Raw genomic sequence first — 16146 nt, 5'->3', positions numbered from 1 at the left:
ATAATACCATCAAAAACAGTCATAAACAATCAAAAATAACCTGCAATCTCAAGTAGATTGACAGGTTATCATCAGCATTTACAATTAAACAAGGAAGCGTGGCTTCACATTCTCAACCATTTATAATTCTTCAATATCCGTCACAGTGAATGTGTCTTTTTCCAAATCTTCCACTACGCGTTTCATCGTTTTTTCATCCACTTCATTAGGGAGCACAATGCAAACACGCCGGACAAATTGGGAATCGTTGTTCAGGGAAATAACACTCTGCAAGTTGCAATACTTATTAATCACTCTGAGCATTTTTCTTAACGCACCGGAGTATTCAATCGTACCAATCGTGAGCGAGTAACTGCCGTTATGAACACCCCAGGCATTCTCCAGCACCTGAATGATGTTTCCATTCGTTAAAATGCCAAGAAAATTTTTTTCATCATCTATGACACCAAGGAAAGGCAGCTCTTTAATCGATGAAAACACTTTGACAAATGGATCCCCTTTATTGACGTACCCTTCCTGATCTCTTACCAGTTCACTTACAGGACCATCCAGTTTCCCTTCCAATTCCTGTTCGATTAAATGGACTTTGTAAACATTGCCTACATAGTGTTCACCGGACTCATCAAGAACCGGTATACAACGATATCCGGAATCAGCAATTGTGTTCAGTGACTGCTGTTTACTATCCGTTTCCTTCACATAAACAACATCCTGTTTATCAACATAATTTTCGTTAATGATCATAAAGCGCCTCCCATCTGCCGGACAGCTGGATGAGATCAACAGCTTTCCTGCTTCAGTTTTGTTGTTTCCATTTTGCTACAGGTCGTGATTAATTTCAATCAAAAATAATTCATTCATATGTGATATCCTACCTGAATGACTGAATTTTTGTTATCATTAATATACTTTGTACATGAACATCCCCTCAGCAGAAAGGTGGGTTATGGCATTGCGAAAAATATACATAAACGGGAATTTTTATACGTTCGATAACATGAGGCCGATTACACAGGCTGTGGTTGTTGAAAACGGCCGGATTACTGATATGGGGTCAACTGGTGATATGCTTCTCCAATGGCAAAACCCTGGGAGTGAAACCATCAATTTATACGGTAAAACAGTCACACCCGGGCTGATTGACAGCCATATGCATCTTTCCATCACGGCTGAACATTTTCTTAATTTGGATTTAACCGGTGTGACTTCCAAACAAGTAATGCTTGAAAAAATACAAACATACGCCAAAACTCTGAAACAAGGCGAATGGCTGCTTGGGAGAGGGTGGGACGAAAACGTGTTTACTGATGGTGGCATCCCGACGATTGATGAATTGGATCATGTTTCACCGGCTACTCCATTATATATCCCCAGAATTTGCAGCCATGCCTTCCTGGTCAACAGCAAGGCATTGGAAGCAAGCCATTATCATCCGTTAATGTCTGTACCTGAGGGCGGGACCGTTGTGCTTGATAAGCAGACCGAAAAGCCGACCGGCCTCCTCTTGGAATCAGCGTCACAGCTGATCACGGAATATATACCGGAAAAATCATATGATCAGCTAAAAAACGCTTTGCGTAAAACAATGCAGTTCGCCATTTCAAAAGGACTGACCAGTGTCCATACGAATGATCCGCATTTTTTAGGTGGATTTAACCAGACTTATCAGCTTTATGATGCGTTGCTGAATCAGGAAGACCTCGCTCTTAGAACTAATCTGCTGATCGACCATGATTTTCTAGACGATCTGAAGGCAAGCGGAATGTATGCAGGCTTCGGCAATGACACGCTGCAAATTGGTGCTGTCAAACTCTTTGCCGATGGTGCACTTGGAAGACGTACTGCGTTATTGTCAGAATCATACAGCGACGCAACCGGGACATATGGTGAAGCCATGTATGATCAGGAAACTTTATTTAATATGGTTCAGGATGCCCGGAAGCTTTCCATGCCTATTGCTGTCCATACAATCGGTGATCAGGCACTTGAAAATGTGCTGGATATTCTGGATCAATTCCCTCCCGTTTGGTACCGGGACCGCATCATTCACGTGCAAGTGCTACGAGAAGCACTGATCAAACGCCTGGTTGAACCAAGCCGAATCGCTGACATACAGCCGCGGTTTGTTCCAAGTGACTTTCCGTGGGTGATGGAGCGTTTGGGAGAAAAACGTTCAAGCCTTGCTTATGCCTGGAGAACACTTCAGCAAGCCGGTGTCATTTGTGCCGGTGGTTCTGATGCGCCGGTCGAGCCCATTAATCCGCTTATGGGCATCCATGCCGCTGTCACACGGCGGTCACCCGGAGAGGAGCACGAGGGCTGGAATCCGCGTGAAAAGTTATCAATGAGTGAAGCTTTCCGGTTATTCACGGAAATGGGCGCCTATCCGACAAATGAAGAAAATAAAAAGGGAACCATCTCACGCGGAAAATTGGCTGATATGACAGTTTATTCCCATAACCCATTCAAGATGGAACATCCGGATGAACTGCTGGAGACCGATGTTGACATGACGATTATTGGCGGTGCCGTGAAGTAGGAAGAGCGGGTGATTCTACTCGCTTTCGGGTCGATTCTTCCTGCTTTCGGGTTGATTCTCCCCGCTTTCGGGGATTCTTCCTGCTTTCGGGTTGATTCTCCCCGCTTTCGGGTTGATTCTCCCCGATTTCGGGTTGATTCTCCCCGCTTTCGGGTTGATTCTACTCGCTTTCGGGTTGATTCTCCCCGCTTTCGGGGATTCTTCCTGCTTTCGGGTTGATTCTCCCCGATTTCGGGTTGATTCTCCCCGCTTTCGGGTTGATTCTCCCCGATTTCCCTCTTTCTTTACAAAACAGCTTATCAAAGCTATCATTTAATACAATTAAATTAATGGGGGAGTGCACATGACACGGAATTTCGAACAATCTGCCATGCTGAAGCGATTACCTGAGCAATTTTTTGCTAAACTTGTTGCCAGAACGCAGGAATTCAAACAAGCGGGACATGATGTCATCAATCTTGGTCAGGGGAACCCCGATTTGCCGACGCCGGAACATATCATTAAGGAAGTGCAACAAGCAGCCGAAAAACCAGCCAATCATAAATATTCACCTTTTCGGGGCTATCGTTATGTCAAAGAGGCTGCAGCAAATTATTATAAGCGCGAGTATGGTGTTTCGCTGGATCCGGAGCGGGAAATTGCACTTCTGTTCGGAAGCAAAGCCGGCCTGGTCGGGATAAGCGAATGCCTGCTGAATCCGAATGACACAGCGCTTTTGCCCGATCCAGGATACCCGGATTATATGTCGGGCATTGCCATGGCGGATGCTGACCCATATTTCATGCCATTGAAACGGGAAAATCATTTTCTGCCCGACTACAACGCAATTCCGGACGCGACACTTGACCGGGCAAAATTAATGTTCTTGAATTATCCGAACAATCCTACCGCCGTCACTGCAAATAAAGATTTTTACGATGACACGGTTAAACTTGCTAAAAAACACCATATTTGCGTTGTGCAGGATTTTGCATATGGAGCACTCGGATTTGATGGCTCAAAACCGCAAAGCTTTCTGCAATCTGAAGGAGCAAAGGATATCGGCATCGAAATCTATACACTATCGAAAACCTACAACATGGCCGGATGGCGTGTGGCATTTGCGGCAGGGAATCCTTCAGTCATTGAGGCTATCAATAAAATCCAGGACCATATGTATGTCAGTTTGTTTGGTGCTGTGCAAAGTGCTGCAGCCAAAGCTTTGAACAGTGACCAAAGTGCGGTGAAACAGCTTGTTGATACATACACTGAACGCCGGAACCAGTTTATCCGTGCAATCCGTGATATCGGATGGAAGGCTGATACACCGGAAGGGTCTTTTTTTGCATGGCTCCCTGTCCCTGCAACCTATACATCTGAAGAATTTGCCGATTTGCTACTGGAAAAAGCGCATGTTGTCGTCGCCCCGGGACGAGGCTTTGGTAATTTCGGAGATGGTTATGTACGCGTTGGGCTGCTGGAGTCAGCAGATCGGCTTGAAGAAGCAGCAGTCAGAATCGGCCGGCTGGGAATTTTTAATTGAACAAAGGAGAGGATAGGCTTGATGAGTATTATTGACCTTCAAGATGTTTCCTGGAGACGGCAGAACGAAACCATTTTATCCGACATCAATTGGTGTGTCAAAAAAGGCGAGCACTGGGCTGTATTAGGACTAAACGGTTCCGGCAAAACGTCACTGTTGAATATCGTGACTGGCTATTCGTGGCCTACATCCGGTCAGGTACGCATTTTAGATCAGCTATTTGGAAAAATCGACATCCGCGAACTACGCAAATCCATCGGCTGGGTCAGCTCATCCCTACAGGCGCGGATCAAGGAAAATGAACGGGCTGAAGATATTGTCGTCAGTGGAAAATACGCATCCATCGGACTGGCCTATGAAGAACCAAGTGAAGCAGACTTTGAAAAGGCGTTCCGGATTATGGAGCAGATGCATTGCAGCCATTTGACCGGCCGGAATTATCAGACATGCTCACAAGGCGAGAGGCAAAAGCTCCTCATCGCCAGAGGACTGATGGCATCCCCTGACCTGCTGCTTTTGGACGAACCAACAAGTGGTCTGGATTTCATTGCCCGGGAAGAACTGCTGTCTACCATTCAGGATTTGATAAAACAGGACGATGCACCGACAATCATTTTTGTCACACATCATATTGAAGAAATAATGCCGGAATTTTCCCGGTCCCTGCTGCTTCGAGATGGGACGGTGTTTGCCAAAGGAGCAAGCAAAGATGTCTTAACAGCTGATAAACTCTCACAGTTTTTCGACATGTGGGTCAATGTGGAATGGCATCGTCATCGTCCATGGGTATCACTGGATGAACGGATGCTTTAGAAAATAACAGTTGCACCTAGACTTTCTGGGGCAGCTGTTTATTTTTACCGCTGATGCTGCACGCTCTTCTGCTGATGCTACCGCTCTTCTGCTCATGCTGCCGCTCTTCTGCTGATGCTGCACGCTCTTCTGCTGATATTCCCGCTCTTCTGCCGATGCTACCGCTCTTCTGCTCATGCTGCCGCTCTTCTGCTGATGCTGCACGCTCTTCTGCTGATATTCCCGCTCTTCTGCCGATGCTACCGCTCTTCTGCTCATGCTATCGCTCTTCTGCTGATGTTGCCGCTCTTCTGCTGATGCTATCGCTCTTCTGCTGATGTTCCCGCTCTTCTGCTGATGCTGCCCGCTCTTCTGCTGATGCTACCGCTCTTCTGCTGATGCTGACGCTCTTCTGCTGATGTTCCCGCTCTTCTGCTGATGCTGCCGCTCTTCTGCTGATGTTGCCGCTCTTCTGCTGATGTTCTCGCTCTTCTGCTGATGTTGCCGCTCTTCTGCTGATGCTACCGCTCTTCTGCCGATGCTACCGCTCTTCTGCTGATGTCCACGCTCTTCTGCTGATGTTAAACCCAATGCTTAACGAGGAAACCAACTGTAATAGAATACACCGCATGTGCGGCTGTCCAATATGTCCAGGACGCTGCATCCGTTATCGCCGGAGGACGGTCGGTTAGCCCTGTTAATATATATAAAACGGCACTGCCACCAGTATATACCATGAAATAAGTGCATACAGACCTTTCAAGATGGCATATTTTAAGGATGTGAAACAACGCGACGACACTGACGATGCAAAACACAAAGTGAAAAACGAAACCACCGATATCCTTAGGTCCCCAATCCTTCATCAGCGGAATATAATCCGTGTTAAACAGCAACACATAAGCCTGACTGCCTGTCAAAACTTGAACGATCTTTAATAAACTGAGCAAAATGATGCCACCAATAACTCCAATAATACCCAGTTTGACTGCCTGTTTCATTTTGAACCACTCACTTCACTATAAGAACTGCATTTCAAACGTTTACCCATTCCCTTGTGACAGGATGCTAAACTATTTTATAAATATGCTGTAAATAATACAAAAAACGTATGCCAGCAATTAATGCGACATACGTTTTTCCATTTAAAATATGATCTTATGACTTTTCTTTACTAACCATCCCGTGCACTTTCGCTACTTCATCCTCGGATACCATCAAATAATACGTGCCGTCTATGTTCGTACCGTTTCCTTTCATCTGATAGCTGGCAATGTTTTTCCGGGTATCGCGGTAACTATTAAACAATCTTTTCATATCGTCAAAATCCATAGTGGTCTTCATATTATTGCCGAGAACATCGATGTAATCATTGATTTTCGTGACCGAACCGACGGATGCACCGCGTTCAATGATCCCTTGGATAACTTTCCGCTGGCGTTCTGTCCGGCCAAAATCTCCGTTTGGATCCTGTTTGCGCATGCGGACATACGCCATCGTCTTATCCCCATCCATTTCAACAGAACCCTCATTAAAATCATATTTTCCGTCATTCCAGGCAATTTCGTTATCGACGTTGATCGTGCCAAGCTTATCGACAAGTTCTTTAAGTCCTTCCATATTCATGCGGACGTAGTGATCCAATTCGATATCGAGAAAACTTTCAACCGTGGCAACGGACATATCACTGCCGCCGAATGCATAAGCATGATTGATTTTATCCTCAAAGCCCTTACCGACAATCGTCGTCCGGGTATCCCTGGGTATGCTGACAAGCTGCATCGAGTCCTTTTTCGGATTCAATGATAGGACCATCAGCGCATCCGACCGGCCGCTGTCATTTTCACGTTCATCCACACCAAGCAAGAGTATATTGAGCGGTTTAGATGTCTCCATTTTCCTCTTGGTTGTATTACGGTCGATCGAATCCACCGGCTCATGCATTTCTTCGTTCACCGTATCCTTGGCATTGCCATAAATCGAAAAAGCGTAAATGGAAACGCCGGCAATCACCACAACCACTACGGCCATGAATATTTTCAGAAAGCGTCTTTTTGGTTTTTTTCGGTGTGCTCTTTTTTCGTTCACTTTCCCGTCCCCCGATAAATAATCTATTTAGCATTTGTTTGAAATCAAGTCGTACATTGTCATATTATCTCATATTCTCACTGATTTTGTAAGAGGTAACCTATCAATTTATTATGAGAATTCGCAGGTTGTTTCATGAAGCACTCTAGCAATATCCCGATAATAATTGTATTTTTCCACTTTTGCCCATTGCAAACTGCCCCTTTCAAACATCTACTGTAATAAACGCACATTTGAAGGGGTTGAACGCGTTGAATAAAAAACTAAAAAAATTTGTGGACGCCCTGCCAATACCAAAAACACTGCAACCAGCCCGGAAAAACAAAAATGGAGATTACTATGAAGTTCACATGACGGAATTCCGCCAAAAGCTGCACCGTGATTTAAGACCAACACGGCTATGGGGGTACAACGGGCAATTCCCCGGTCCTGTCATTGATGTTAATCACGGCGAACCGATTCATGTCAAATGGGAAAACCGACTGCCTGATCACCATTTCTTGCCGATTGACACATCGTTCCATAATCTTGATAAACTCCCTGAAGTCCGAACTGTCACCCATTTGCATGGCAGCGAAACAAAGTCGGAAAGTGATGGTTATCCTGATGCGTGGTTCACACGAAACTTCAGGGAGACAGGACCGGATTTCAAAACCGACATCTATCACTATCCCAACCATCAGCGCGGCGCCACATTATGGTACCACGACCATGCGATGGGAATAACAAGGCTGAACGTTTATGCCGGTCTGGCAGGCATGTATATTATCCGAGATGAACAAGAAAAACATATGAAACTTCCTTCAGATGACTATGAAATTCCGCTTATCATCATGGATAAATCGTTTCATGACAATGGGGAGCTGTTCTATCCCCGACAGCCTAATGACCCGCAGAATAACTGGCCAACCCCATCCATCAAACCATTTTTTAATGGTGAAACGAATGTCGTGAACGGTAAAATATGGCCATATTTGCAAGTAGAACCGCGTAAATACCGGTTCCGTATCCTGAATGCCGCCAACACACGCGCGTATCAGCTTTCTCTAGATTCCAAGCAACCGTTTTATCAAATCGGATCTGACGGCGGATTAATGCGTAAAACAGTCAAACTGGATAATTTAGCGATTGAACCAGCCGAACGGTTTGATGTCATCATCGACTTTTCCAACTATAAAGGAAAAACGATCACATTGAAAAATGATCTTGGACCAAATGCTGATCCCAAAGACGAAACAGATGATGTCATGCAATTTGACGTTAGTCTGCCATTATCATCAGAAGACAGGAGCAGAATCCCCCGGCATTTGACACGGATTCCCTCACTCAGACAAAACAATATCCAGCGTATACGAAACCTGAAACTTGTCGGCTCAACAGATAAACTTGGCCGCCCATTATTACTGCTTGATAACAAAAAATGGGCGGATCCCGTAACCGAGATGCCTGAACTCAACGCAACCGAAGTCTGGTCATTCATTAATGTCACAAACTTCGCCCATCCTATTCATATTCACTTGATACAGTTTCAAGTGATCGATCGGAGGCCATTTGACCTGGACAGTTATAACAAAGACGGAACTATAAATTTTACAGGCCCGGCTGAACCGCCACAAGCAAACGAAAAGGGCTGGAAGGATACAGTGTCAGCCTCTGCAGGACAAATCACACGCGTGATTGCCAAATTCGGTCCATTCACAGGTAACTATGTATGGCATTGTCATATCCTTGAACACGAAGACTATGACATGATGCGCCCGATGCAGGTGATTGAAAGGAAAAAGGACGAATAAGACAGGTGGCGTCCGGTAATAGTTGACTGTGTTGCGATTTATCAATTCTTCGCAATACACTTAATTCTGACGCCTTATCAACAATCCATCTGCCGTCATAAAAGGTCAGATGGATTTATTGTTTATCCTTCATGTCAAATCGAGAACAATCCATTTTCTCTATATTCTCCTACAGTCTCTTTATCAAACGACTGCACAAATAGACTCCCCACCTTTCAACACCCTGTCAACTTCCTGCGCGATCAGCATAGCTGTACGCGACTGCGATTCATCAGTCAAGCCGGCAATGTGCGGGGATAGCCGGATCGATTCGATTTGTGCGATCGATGAATCTTTCTCAACCGGTTCTTTTTCTAGCACATCAAGATATGCACCTGCTATTTTCTTCGATTGAATAGCTTCGACCAGATCCTGTTCATGGATAATACCGCCCCTGGCCGAATTAATCACATAAGCATGTGGCTTCATCAGTGGAAAATTATCTTTATTGATCATATATTTAGTTGCTTTTGTCAACGGCACATGAACGGAAACAAAATCCGAATCGCTGAGCAGTTCGTCAAGTGTGTCCACCGGGCGAACCCCCGTCTCTGCCAAGACATGGTCGAAAGGTGCAACGAACGGATCATAGCCGATGATATCCATACCAAACGCTTTGGCTCTTCTTGCTGTACGGTTCGCAATTTCACCCAACCCGATAAGTCCGAGTGTCCGCTTATTCAGTTCATAACCGGTAAAAAATCTGCGGTCCCAATTCCCGCGCCGAACATCCGCATCAGCATCCGATAGCGGGCGCGACGCATCAAGCATTGCCGCCATCACATATTCCGCAACGGAAGTAGCATTGGCGTTTTTCGCCGGAATTACAGGGATGTTGCGCTCTTTTGCCGCTTCCAGATTAATGTTGTCCAGCCCGACACCTAGCCGCCCGATCACTTTAGCCTTTTTGGCAGCATCAAGAAATTCAGGATCTACCCGCGTTTCATTCCTTACAATCAGAGCATCATATTTCGGAACCAGATTCAGTAATTCTTCTCTTTTCCGGCTAAGCTCCATATCATAATCCACAGAATAACCAAGCCGTCTCAACTCTTCAATACCGTCTTCCCACATTAGCTCGGTCACAAGAATTTTCATGAGCATTCACTCCCCGTCATAATGGTCAATCTGCCTATACATCTATTTCTGATTTTTCCATAATATAAACATTTTTACAATAATTTAATTTATCCTTTATTGAGTATACGCGCGTGATTGATACGAGATGCCCTATGATATAGATTAAATAAGGAAGCACTCCCATAGTGACAAGGGAGTGCTGCCATTTCCAATCAACCTTATGATGCTTTTCGTTCTTCCTTGACTTTTTGCTGAAAACGTTTTGTTTCGTATATGATCATTCCTGACAATCCCAACAATCCTATCAAGTTGGGAGCTGCCATCAGACCATTCAGGACATCTGCCAGTGTCCAAATAACATCCAGTGACGCTGTTGCACCGACAAAAATGAATAAAACAAACACGGTACGGTAACCTTTAACAGCAACAGGATGTTTGAACAGGTACTGGAAACACTTTTCTCCATAGTACCCCCATCCCAAAATAGTGGATGTTGCAAAGAACAGCAGGCCGAATGTTACTAAATATGGTCCTGCGCCACCAAGCAATGTACCGAACGCGGAAGCCGTCAGTACCCCGGCGTCAATCGATTCTTCCTGCCAATCCCCAGACATAACAATGGTGATTCCGGTAATAGAACAAACAATAAATGTATCAATTAAAACTTGAGTCATGGAAACAAGAGCCTGTCTGCCGGGTAAATCGGTTTTAGCTGCGGCTGCTGCAATCGGAGCAGAGCCCAAACCTGCTTCATTAGAAAATAAGCCCCGGGCCACTCCAAAACGGATAACGGCACCGACTGTTCCACCTGCGACAGCCTCACCGCTGAACGCATAGGTAAAAATCGTCCCAAGTGCTTCCGGAATAAGATTAATATGCATAACCATGACAATTAAACCGGCCAGAATATAAAACGCCGCCATAATCGGGACAAAAAAAGCGGTTACACGGCCAATCCACTTAATGCCACCAAGAATAACCATCCCTGCAAAAATAACCAATACGATACCTGTCACCCAAAACGGAACGGAAAAGGTGCTATTCATTAAGTCAGCAACAGCTTTTGCCTGTGTCCCGTTGCCAATGCCAAATGCCGCAAGCGCACCGAATATCGCAAACAAAACACCGAGCCATTTCTGTTTTAATCCATGTTCCAGATAATACATGGGACCCCCGGACATATTTCCTTCAGAGTCTTTTACACGATATTTCACAGCCAGAATTGCTTCACCATATTTCGTTGCCATTCCAAAGAAACCGGCTATCCACATCCATAAAATGGCACCAGGTCCTCCCAGGACAACCGCTGTTGCCACACCAACAATATTTCCTGTCCCGACCGTAGCAGCTGAGGCAGTCATAAGCGCCTGAAAATGTGAAATATCCCCATCAGATTTTTTATCCTGATTTTTAGAAAAAGCCAGTTTTAAAGCGTAAGGCAATGAGCGAACCTGAAGAACACCGAGCCTAATCGTTAAATAAATGCCCGTACCCACTAATAATACAAGTAACGGCACTCCCCAAACAATACCGCTTACCTGACTTAAAAACGCTTCAATTTGAGCCATAATTGTCCCCTCTCTATGTAGATGTTATGCATGATGACGTACAATACCCTCCTTTTTCAGTTTTCTTTCTTTTTCACAGAAATTGTTATTAATCTCCTTATCATAAGTAAACCGAAAATTCTGTAATAAGTCAAGAAAAATTTTTGAAGCGGATAGAAGTAGATTCTTTTCATTTATAACCACAATAAGCTTTGTATGTCACTTAGAAAACTTGGCTTATAGTCAAGCTCTAATGGCGAAAGCCTTAGTAGTACTTATGCAGTAAGAAAGAATTTATGCTTTCTTAACTGCCAACAAAAAAACTGTCCCGAAAATCACATGCCATAATTTCCGGGACAGCTTTCCCTATGAGGTTTGCAATTGTTTTTCCTGCTTTAATTCCTTTTTATCCATTCGATTGTTTTTCAGGAACATATAGAACGATGCGCCAAATATGATGATATACCCAAGAACACTGAGCAATGTCGGAACCTGTCCGAACAACACAATGCTTAGCAATGCCGAATAAACGACGGTTGAATAAAAGAAAATCGAAATTTCATTGGCCGGAGCAAATTTATAAGCAAGCGTTATACCAAACTGACCTACCGTTGCAAACGCGCCTGCCAGAATGAGCAAAGACCATTGCTGCCAGCTCATCGGTTCGTAAAGGAAAATCATGAACGGCAACAGGATAAGCGTTGTGAAAAACGAGAAATAAAAAACGACGGTATAATATTTTTCTTTATCGCCCAGGACCCGGAGAAACGTGTAGGCGCCAGCTGCGAACACTGCCCCGACCACCCCAACGATATAAGGCAGAATTTGCACGGAGAATTGAGGCTGAATGATGAACAATGCACCAACAAACGCTACCAGTATGGCCGCAATCTGAAATTTGAGCGCCTTCTCTTTCAGGAAAATCGCACAAAATATAATCAGAATGAATGGGCTGAGTTTGTTGAGCATTTCTGCATCGGATAACACCAGATGATCAATCGCGTAGAAATTAGCCACGATTCCAACTGCTCCCAACGCTGAACGGGCCAGCAACAGTTTCTGGTGCTCCTTCTTCCCGAATAGTCTTTCCCTATGGCGTAAAACAAAACCTAATGTAATGGCAGCTGCTACTATATTACGAAAAAAAGCTTTCTGCGCGGTCGGCAAATCACCTGATAATTTGACAAACGCCCCCATAAGGGAAAATCCCAGCGCAGAAACCAATAATAATAGAATACCTTTATTACGATCTGACATCCGCCGTTCCTCCAATCATATACAAGCTCAAAATCGGGCTTTCCGCCTCTGAACAGATCAAACCCATGTGTACTGACGACAGCCAATATGCACCTAAACCAAAGTGATATCGGCACCAAATTACTATCCTAATACAAAAACAAAAGTTTGGAAAGGAACTTGCTTAACCGATTCATATCCAACAGGAAGCAAGAAAACGTTCTATCGTTTTACCTTGTCGGCCTTGCGTATGCGACATTTTGATATGCTATACAAAATCATGCGTTATGACTATAACTTAAGTTCTTTTCATGATATAATACGCTTGACGTTTAATTTCCCTGAATTATATAAGCTGCCTTAAGCACATTTAAGGTCGTTTTATCATGATAAAAGGAGTGGAAATGATGAACCAGAAACACTTTGAACAAATGAAAAATGGCAATGGTTTTATCGCAGCACTTGACCAAAGCGGTGGAAGTACGCCAAAAGCACTGGCTTTATATGGTGTGACCGAAGACCAATATTCCGGCGAGGACGAGATGTTTGACCTGGTACACGACATGCGGAAACGTATCATTACAGCACCTGCATTCGACAACAATCACATCATCGGTGCCATCTTGTTTGAACAAACCATGGACCGCGAAATCGAAGGGATGTACACAGGCGATTATTTAGCCGAGAAGAAGGGTGTCGTTCCATTCTTGAAAGTGGATAAAGGCCTAGCTGAAGAATCAAATGGTGTACAGCTTATGAAACCAATCGATGATCTTGACGATGTTCTTAAGCGTGCGAATGAACGTCATATCTTTGGAACCAAAATGCGCTCTGTTATTAAGGAAGCCAATCCTGAAGCCATCAAAGAAGTTGTCGATCAGCAATTCGATATCGGCAAAACAATTATTGAAGCCGGCCTTGTGCCGATTATAGAGCCGGAAGTCGATATCAACAGCTCGGAAAAAGAAAAGTGCGAGGAACTGTTGAAAGCAGAAATTCAAAGTCATCTCGACAAATTAGAACAAGACGAGCATGTCATGCTGAAATTGACGATTCCAACCGTTCCGAACCTGTATAAAGAGCTGATCGAACATCCAAACGTTGTTCGCGTTGTCGCGCTCTCCGGCGGTTATGCCACAGAAGAAGCCAACGAAAAATTGAAGGAAAATAACGGACTCATTGCCAGCTTCTCTCGTGCATTGACTCAAGATTTGAACGTTAATCAGTCAGATGATGCGTTCAATAACGAGCTCAAAAGTGCCGTTAACTCCATTTACGAAGCTTCGATTACGTAAGACACACCAATCAAATAGACCCGGTGCATTTTTTTGCACCGGGTCTATTTATAGATAATTCCATTCACAGCGAACCGGACAAGCACGATGTCAGCCGGTAACTTCTTCACCCTTACCAGCATCATCTTCCGGCTCTTTTCCAAGAATCAGATATTCAAGCCGTTCCCGCGGTATCTTATTGAATTCCGGTCCATTAACAAGGTAAAAGGTAATGCCCAAGCCAACCCAAATAAACAGTGCCACCAACGAAGGAATCCCCATGAACGCAGGTGAATTCGGTATCAGCAATAAGCTCAAAAAGACAAAGCCAATTAACGAACCCGCTAAACTCAGACCTTTTTTAAAAGGAGCTGTCACTGAAGGCATATGCTTATTCTTATGAACCGCCAGGGACTTATTCGACCATTTAAACAGCTTGAACGCAACGACGCATGTGTAAATATAAGCGATGGTTACACCAACTGAAGACATATCGACAATCCACGTCAATACTTGCCTGCCAAACCACGGTGATATTAAACAAACCGCACAAGTGAAAACAATGCCTGCATATGGTGTATTATATTTCGGGTGAAGTTTTGTGAAAATGTGTGGTATGATCCGGGCACGCCCCATTGCAAATAACAGGCGGCTGCTCGATACAAAAAAACCATTTAGTCCGGTAAATACGCCCATTGATAAAGCGAGTGCCAATATAATGATACCGATATTCCCGAACAGGCCTGACATAGCATCGCCGGTACCCCATTGCGGCTGTGAACCGGTCAGTTGCTCCCACGGCATGTACAATGCGGTTGCGGTGATCATAACCATATAAAGGATCCCGGCACATAAGAGTGAAAATATAATCAGCATAAACGCTTTTTTGGGCGAAAAGTTAAATTCCTCTGCTGCTTGGGGTATGTTATCAAATCCGACAAAAGCCCATGGCGCAATTGCGACAATAAGTATGATGCTCGATATAGCGGATACTTCCGGGTTAAAAACCGGCTGCAGATTCTCGAATGAAGTGGCAGGACTAAAGATAGCGCCAATTCCCATGAATAATACACCACATATCATAAATATCACAAATATGAACTGTAACCTTCCTGATAACGTAGCATTACGTATATTCATATAGGCAAATAGAATTAAAGCAGCACTGGCAATAAGCACTTCCACAAAGTAAACATCCCAGCCAGCCAGACTGTACATAAAACCTTGCTCTGCCACTGACGGAAAAACATATCTGACCATAAGCGCTAAAGCTGAGGCATTTAAGGCCACGATACAGATGTAACCCAACACTAAAAACCAGCCGGCTACATAAGCATGTGTGCGGTTAAATCCCAGAAAAGCATATGCAAACTCACCGCCGGATACAGGGAATTTTTCAATCAGAAAACCATAGCTGACTGCTATGACCATCATCAGTGCAGCACCAATCCCGAAGCCGATAATCGCTCCCAGCGGTCCTGAGCCACTCATCCACACAGAAGGCTGAACAAATGCCCCCCACCCGATAGCTGAACCAAGGGCGATGGCCCACACCCAATGTGGTTTCAGTGTTTTTTCCAATTTTTTACGTTTTTTCATAATCCGTAATCCTCCTAAAGATCGAATCGTGATCTTCCTGATAGTGCGTGTTCAAAAAAGAGGATAAAAAGGACCAAGAAGTTCTAGGCGGCGCAGTTTCGAGCAGCGGAATGTATGCTTTTAAATACATGAGCATAAGTAATGCTTCCATGAATCTGCATCGCACGTAGGAAAAGTGGTGTTCTTTTCCAAGGAGCGGAGAAACAAGCCAACGAAGAAATTCGAAGTGTCATTTTTACCGGACTTTTTGAACAACCTCTGATAGAGCCGTTTTTGATCTGCCATACATCGCTAGGGTCTTTCTACTTAACTGATAGCGCTTTCATTGATGCTGTTTAATAACCTGTTTATATGGTAACTCGAACCACATCATTAAACAATAATTATGGGAATTTTCTATCATCAGGAAATAGAATAACGTTTATTAATAATACTTATATGCACTATTGCGATTATTTCCAGCTTAAAAAGGAGCTCTTTGCCCAAACTTGGGCAAAGAGCCAGTTCTCGTCTTATTTGCCCCAAACGCTATAATCCAAGTGTTTGTATTTTTCAAGCAAACGCGTTGGCATCTTCAGCGCATCTTTACGGAATGGCGGTGCAAGCTGCGTGCCGTCGACATAAATGTTCAATACGG

14 protein-coding genes are annotated in these 16146 nt (G+C 44.2%); 5 read left to right on the top strand and 9 right to left on the bottom strand.

Going from position 1 to position 16146, the window contains the following annotated elements:
* Positions 1-120: 120 nt before the first annotated feature.
* Positions 121-744 carry a cyclic di-AMP binding protein CbpA gene (gene cbpA / locus IEW67_RS12160; RefSeq protein ID WP_188633347.1) on the bottom strand — a complete coding sequence of 208 codons (624 nt, stop codon included), beginning with the start codon at positions 742-744 and terminating at the stop codon, positions 121-123.
* Positions 745-946: 202 nt separating this feature from the next.
* Here cbpA and IEW67_RS12155 point away from each other — a divergent pair, with 202 nt between their 5' ends.
* From IEW67_RS12155 to IEW67_RS12145, 3 genes are all read left to right on the top strand, one after another.
* Positions 947-2539: an amidohydrolase gene (locus tag IEW67_RS12155; protein ID WP_229671811.1), complete on the top strand. Its 1593-nt coding sequence runs from the start codon at positions 947-949 to the stop codon at positions 2537-2539.
* 343 nt (positions 2540-2882) lie between these two features.
* Positions 2883-4061 carry a pyridoxal phosphate-dependent aminotransferase gene (locus IEW67_RS12150; RefSeq protein WP_188633345.1) on the top strand — a complete coding sequence of 393 codons (1179 nt, stop codon included), beginning with the start codon at positions 2883-2885 and terminating at the stop codon, positions 4059-4061.
* Between the two features lie 21 nt (positions 4062-4082).
* Entirely contained in the window at positions 4083-4874 is a 792-nt protein-coding gene (locus IEW67_RS12145; RefSeq protein ID WP_373288531.1) for an ABC transporter ATP-binding protein, read from the top strand.
* On the opposite strand, the gene IEW67_RS12140 is transcribed toward IEW67_RS12145, so the two are convergent.
* The 4 genes from IEW67_RS12140 to IEW67_RS12125 all read right to left on the bottom strand — a co-directional run bounded on the left by IEW67_RS12140 (position 4851) and on the right by IEW67_RS12125 (position 6941).
* Positions 4851-5132: a hypothetical protein gene (locus tag IEW67_RS12140; protein ID WP_188633343.1), complete on the bottom strand. Its 282-nt coding sequence runs from the start codon at positions 5130-5132 to the stop codon at positions 4851-4853. The genes IEW67_RS12145 and IEW67_RS12140 overlap by 24 nt on opposite strands.
* A 102-nt stretch (positions 5133-5234) precedes the next feature.
* Complete coding sequence (locus tag IEW67_RS12135; RefSeq protein WP_188633342.1) at positions 5235-5444, bottom strand: hypothetical protein; 210 nt, start codon at positions 5442-5444, stop codon at positions 5235-5237.
* Positions 5435-5854, bottom strand: a complete 420-nt coding sequence (locus IEW67_RS12130) for a hypothetical protein (protein WP_188633341.1) — start codon at positions 5852-5854, stop codon at positions 5435-5437. Before IEW67_RS12130 ends, IEW67_RS12135 begins: the two co-directional genes overlap by 10 nt.
* A 157-nt stretch (positions 5855-6011) precedes the next feature.
* The gene (locus tag IEW67_RS12125; RefSeq protein WP_229671809.1) at positions 6012-6941 is read right to left on the bottom strand and encodes an LCP family glycopolymer transferase; all 930 of its coding nucleotides are present in this window, start codon (positions 6939-6941) and stop codon (positions 6012-6014) included.
* A 251-nt stretch (positions 6942-7192) separates the two neighbouring features.
* Between IEW67_RS12125 and IEW67_RS12120 the strand changes: the two genes are divergently transcribed.
* Complete coding sequence (locus IEW67_RS12120) at positions 7193-8734, top strand: multicopper oxidase family protein (RefSeq protein WP_188633340.1); 1542 nt, start codon at positions 7193-7195, stop codon at positions 8732-8734.
* Between the two features lie 183 nt (positions 8735-8917).
* Here IEW67_RS12120 and IEW67_RS12115 read toward each other — a convergent pair whose 3' ends face one another.
* From IEW67_RS12115 to IEW67_RS12105, 3 genes are all read right to left on the bottom strand, one after another.
* Positions 8918-9871, bottom strand: coding sequence for a hydroxyacid dehydrogenase (locus tag IEW67_RS12115; protein ID WP_188633339.1), 954 nt, complete (start codon positions 9869-9871; stop codon positions 8918-8920).
* 200 nt (positions 9872-10071) lie between these two features.
* On the bottom strand, positions 10072-11421 hold the full coding sequence (locus IEW67_RS12110; protein WP_188633338.1) for an alanine/glycine:cation symporter family protein: 1350 nt from the start codon (positions 11419-11421) through the stop codon (positions 10072-10074).
* Positions 11422-11766: 345 nt separating this feature from the next.
* Positions 11767-12657, bottom strand: a complete 891-nt coding sequence (locus IEW67_RS12105) for a DMT family transporter (RefSeq protein ID WP_188633337.1) — start codon at positions 12655-12657, stop codon at positions 11767-11769.
* Positions 12658-13043: 386 nt separating this feature from the next.
* Here IEW67_RS12105 and IEW67_RS12100 point away from each other — a divergent pair, with 386 nt between their 5' ends.
* Positions 13044-13931: a fructose bisphosphate aldolase gene (locus IEW67_RS12100; RefSeq protein WP_188633360.1), complete on the top strand. Its 888-nt coding sequence runs from the start codon at positions 13044-13046 to the stop codon at positions 13929-13931.
* Between the two features lie 90 nt (positions 13932-14021).
* Here IEW67_RS12100 and IEW67_RS12095 read toward each other — a convergent pair whose 3' ends face one another.
* Positions 14022-15509: an APC family permease gene (locus tag IEW67_RS12095; protein WP_188633336.1), complete on the bottom strand. Its 1488-nt coding sequence runs from the start codon at positions 15507-15509 to the stop codon at positions 14022-14024.
* Positions 15510-16146 lie beyond the last annotated feature (637 nt).

The organism is Lentibacillus kapialis (assembly GCF_014646635.1).
GTDB classification, from domain to species: Bacteria; Bacillota; Bacilli; order Bacillales; family Amphibacillaceae; genus Lentibacillus; species Lentibacillus kapialis.
This window is presented reverse-complemented; position numbering and strand designations above follow the sequence as displayed.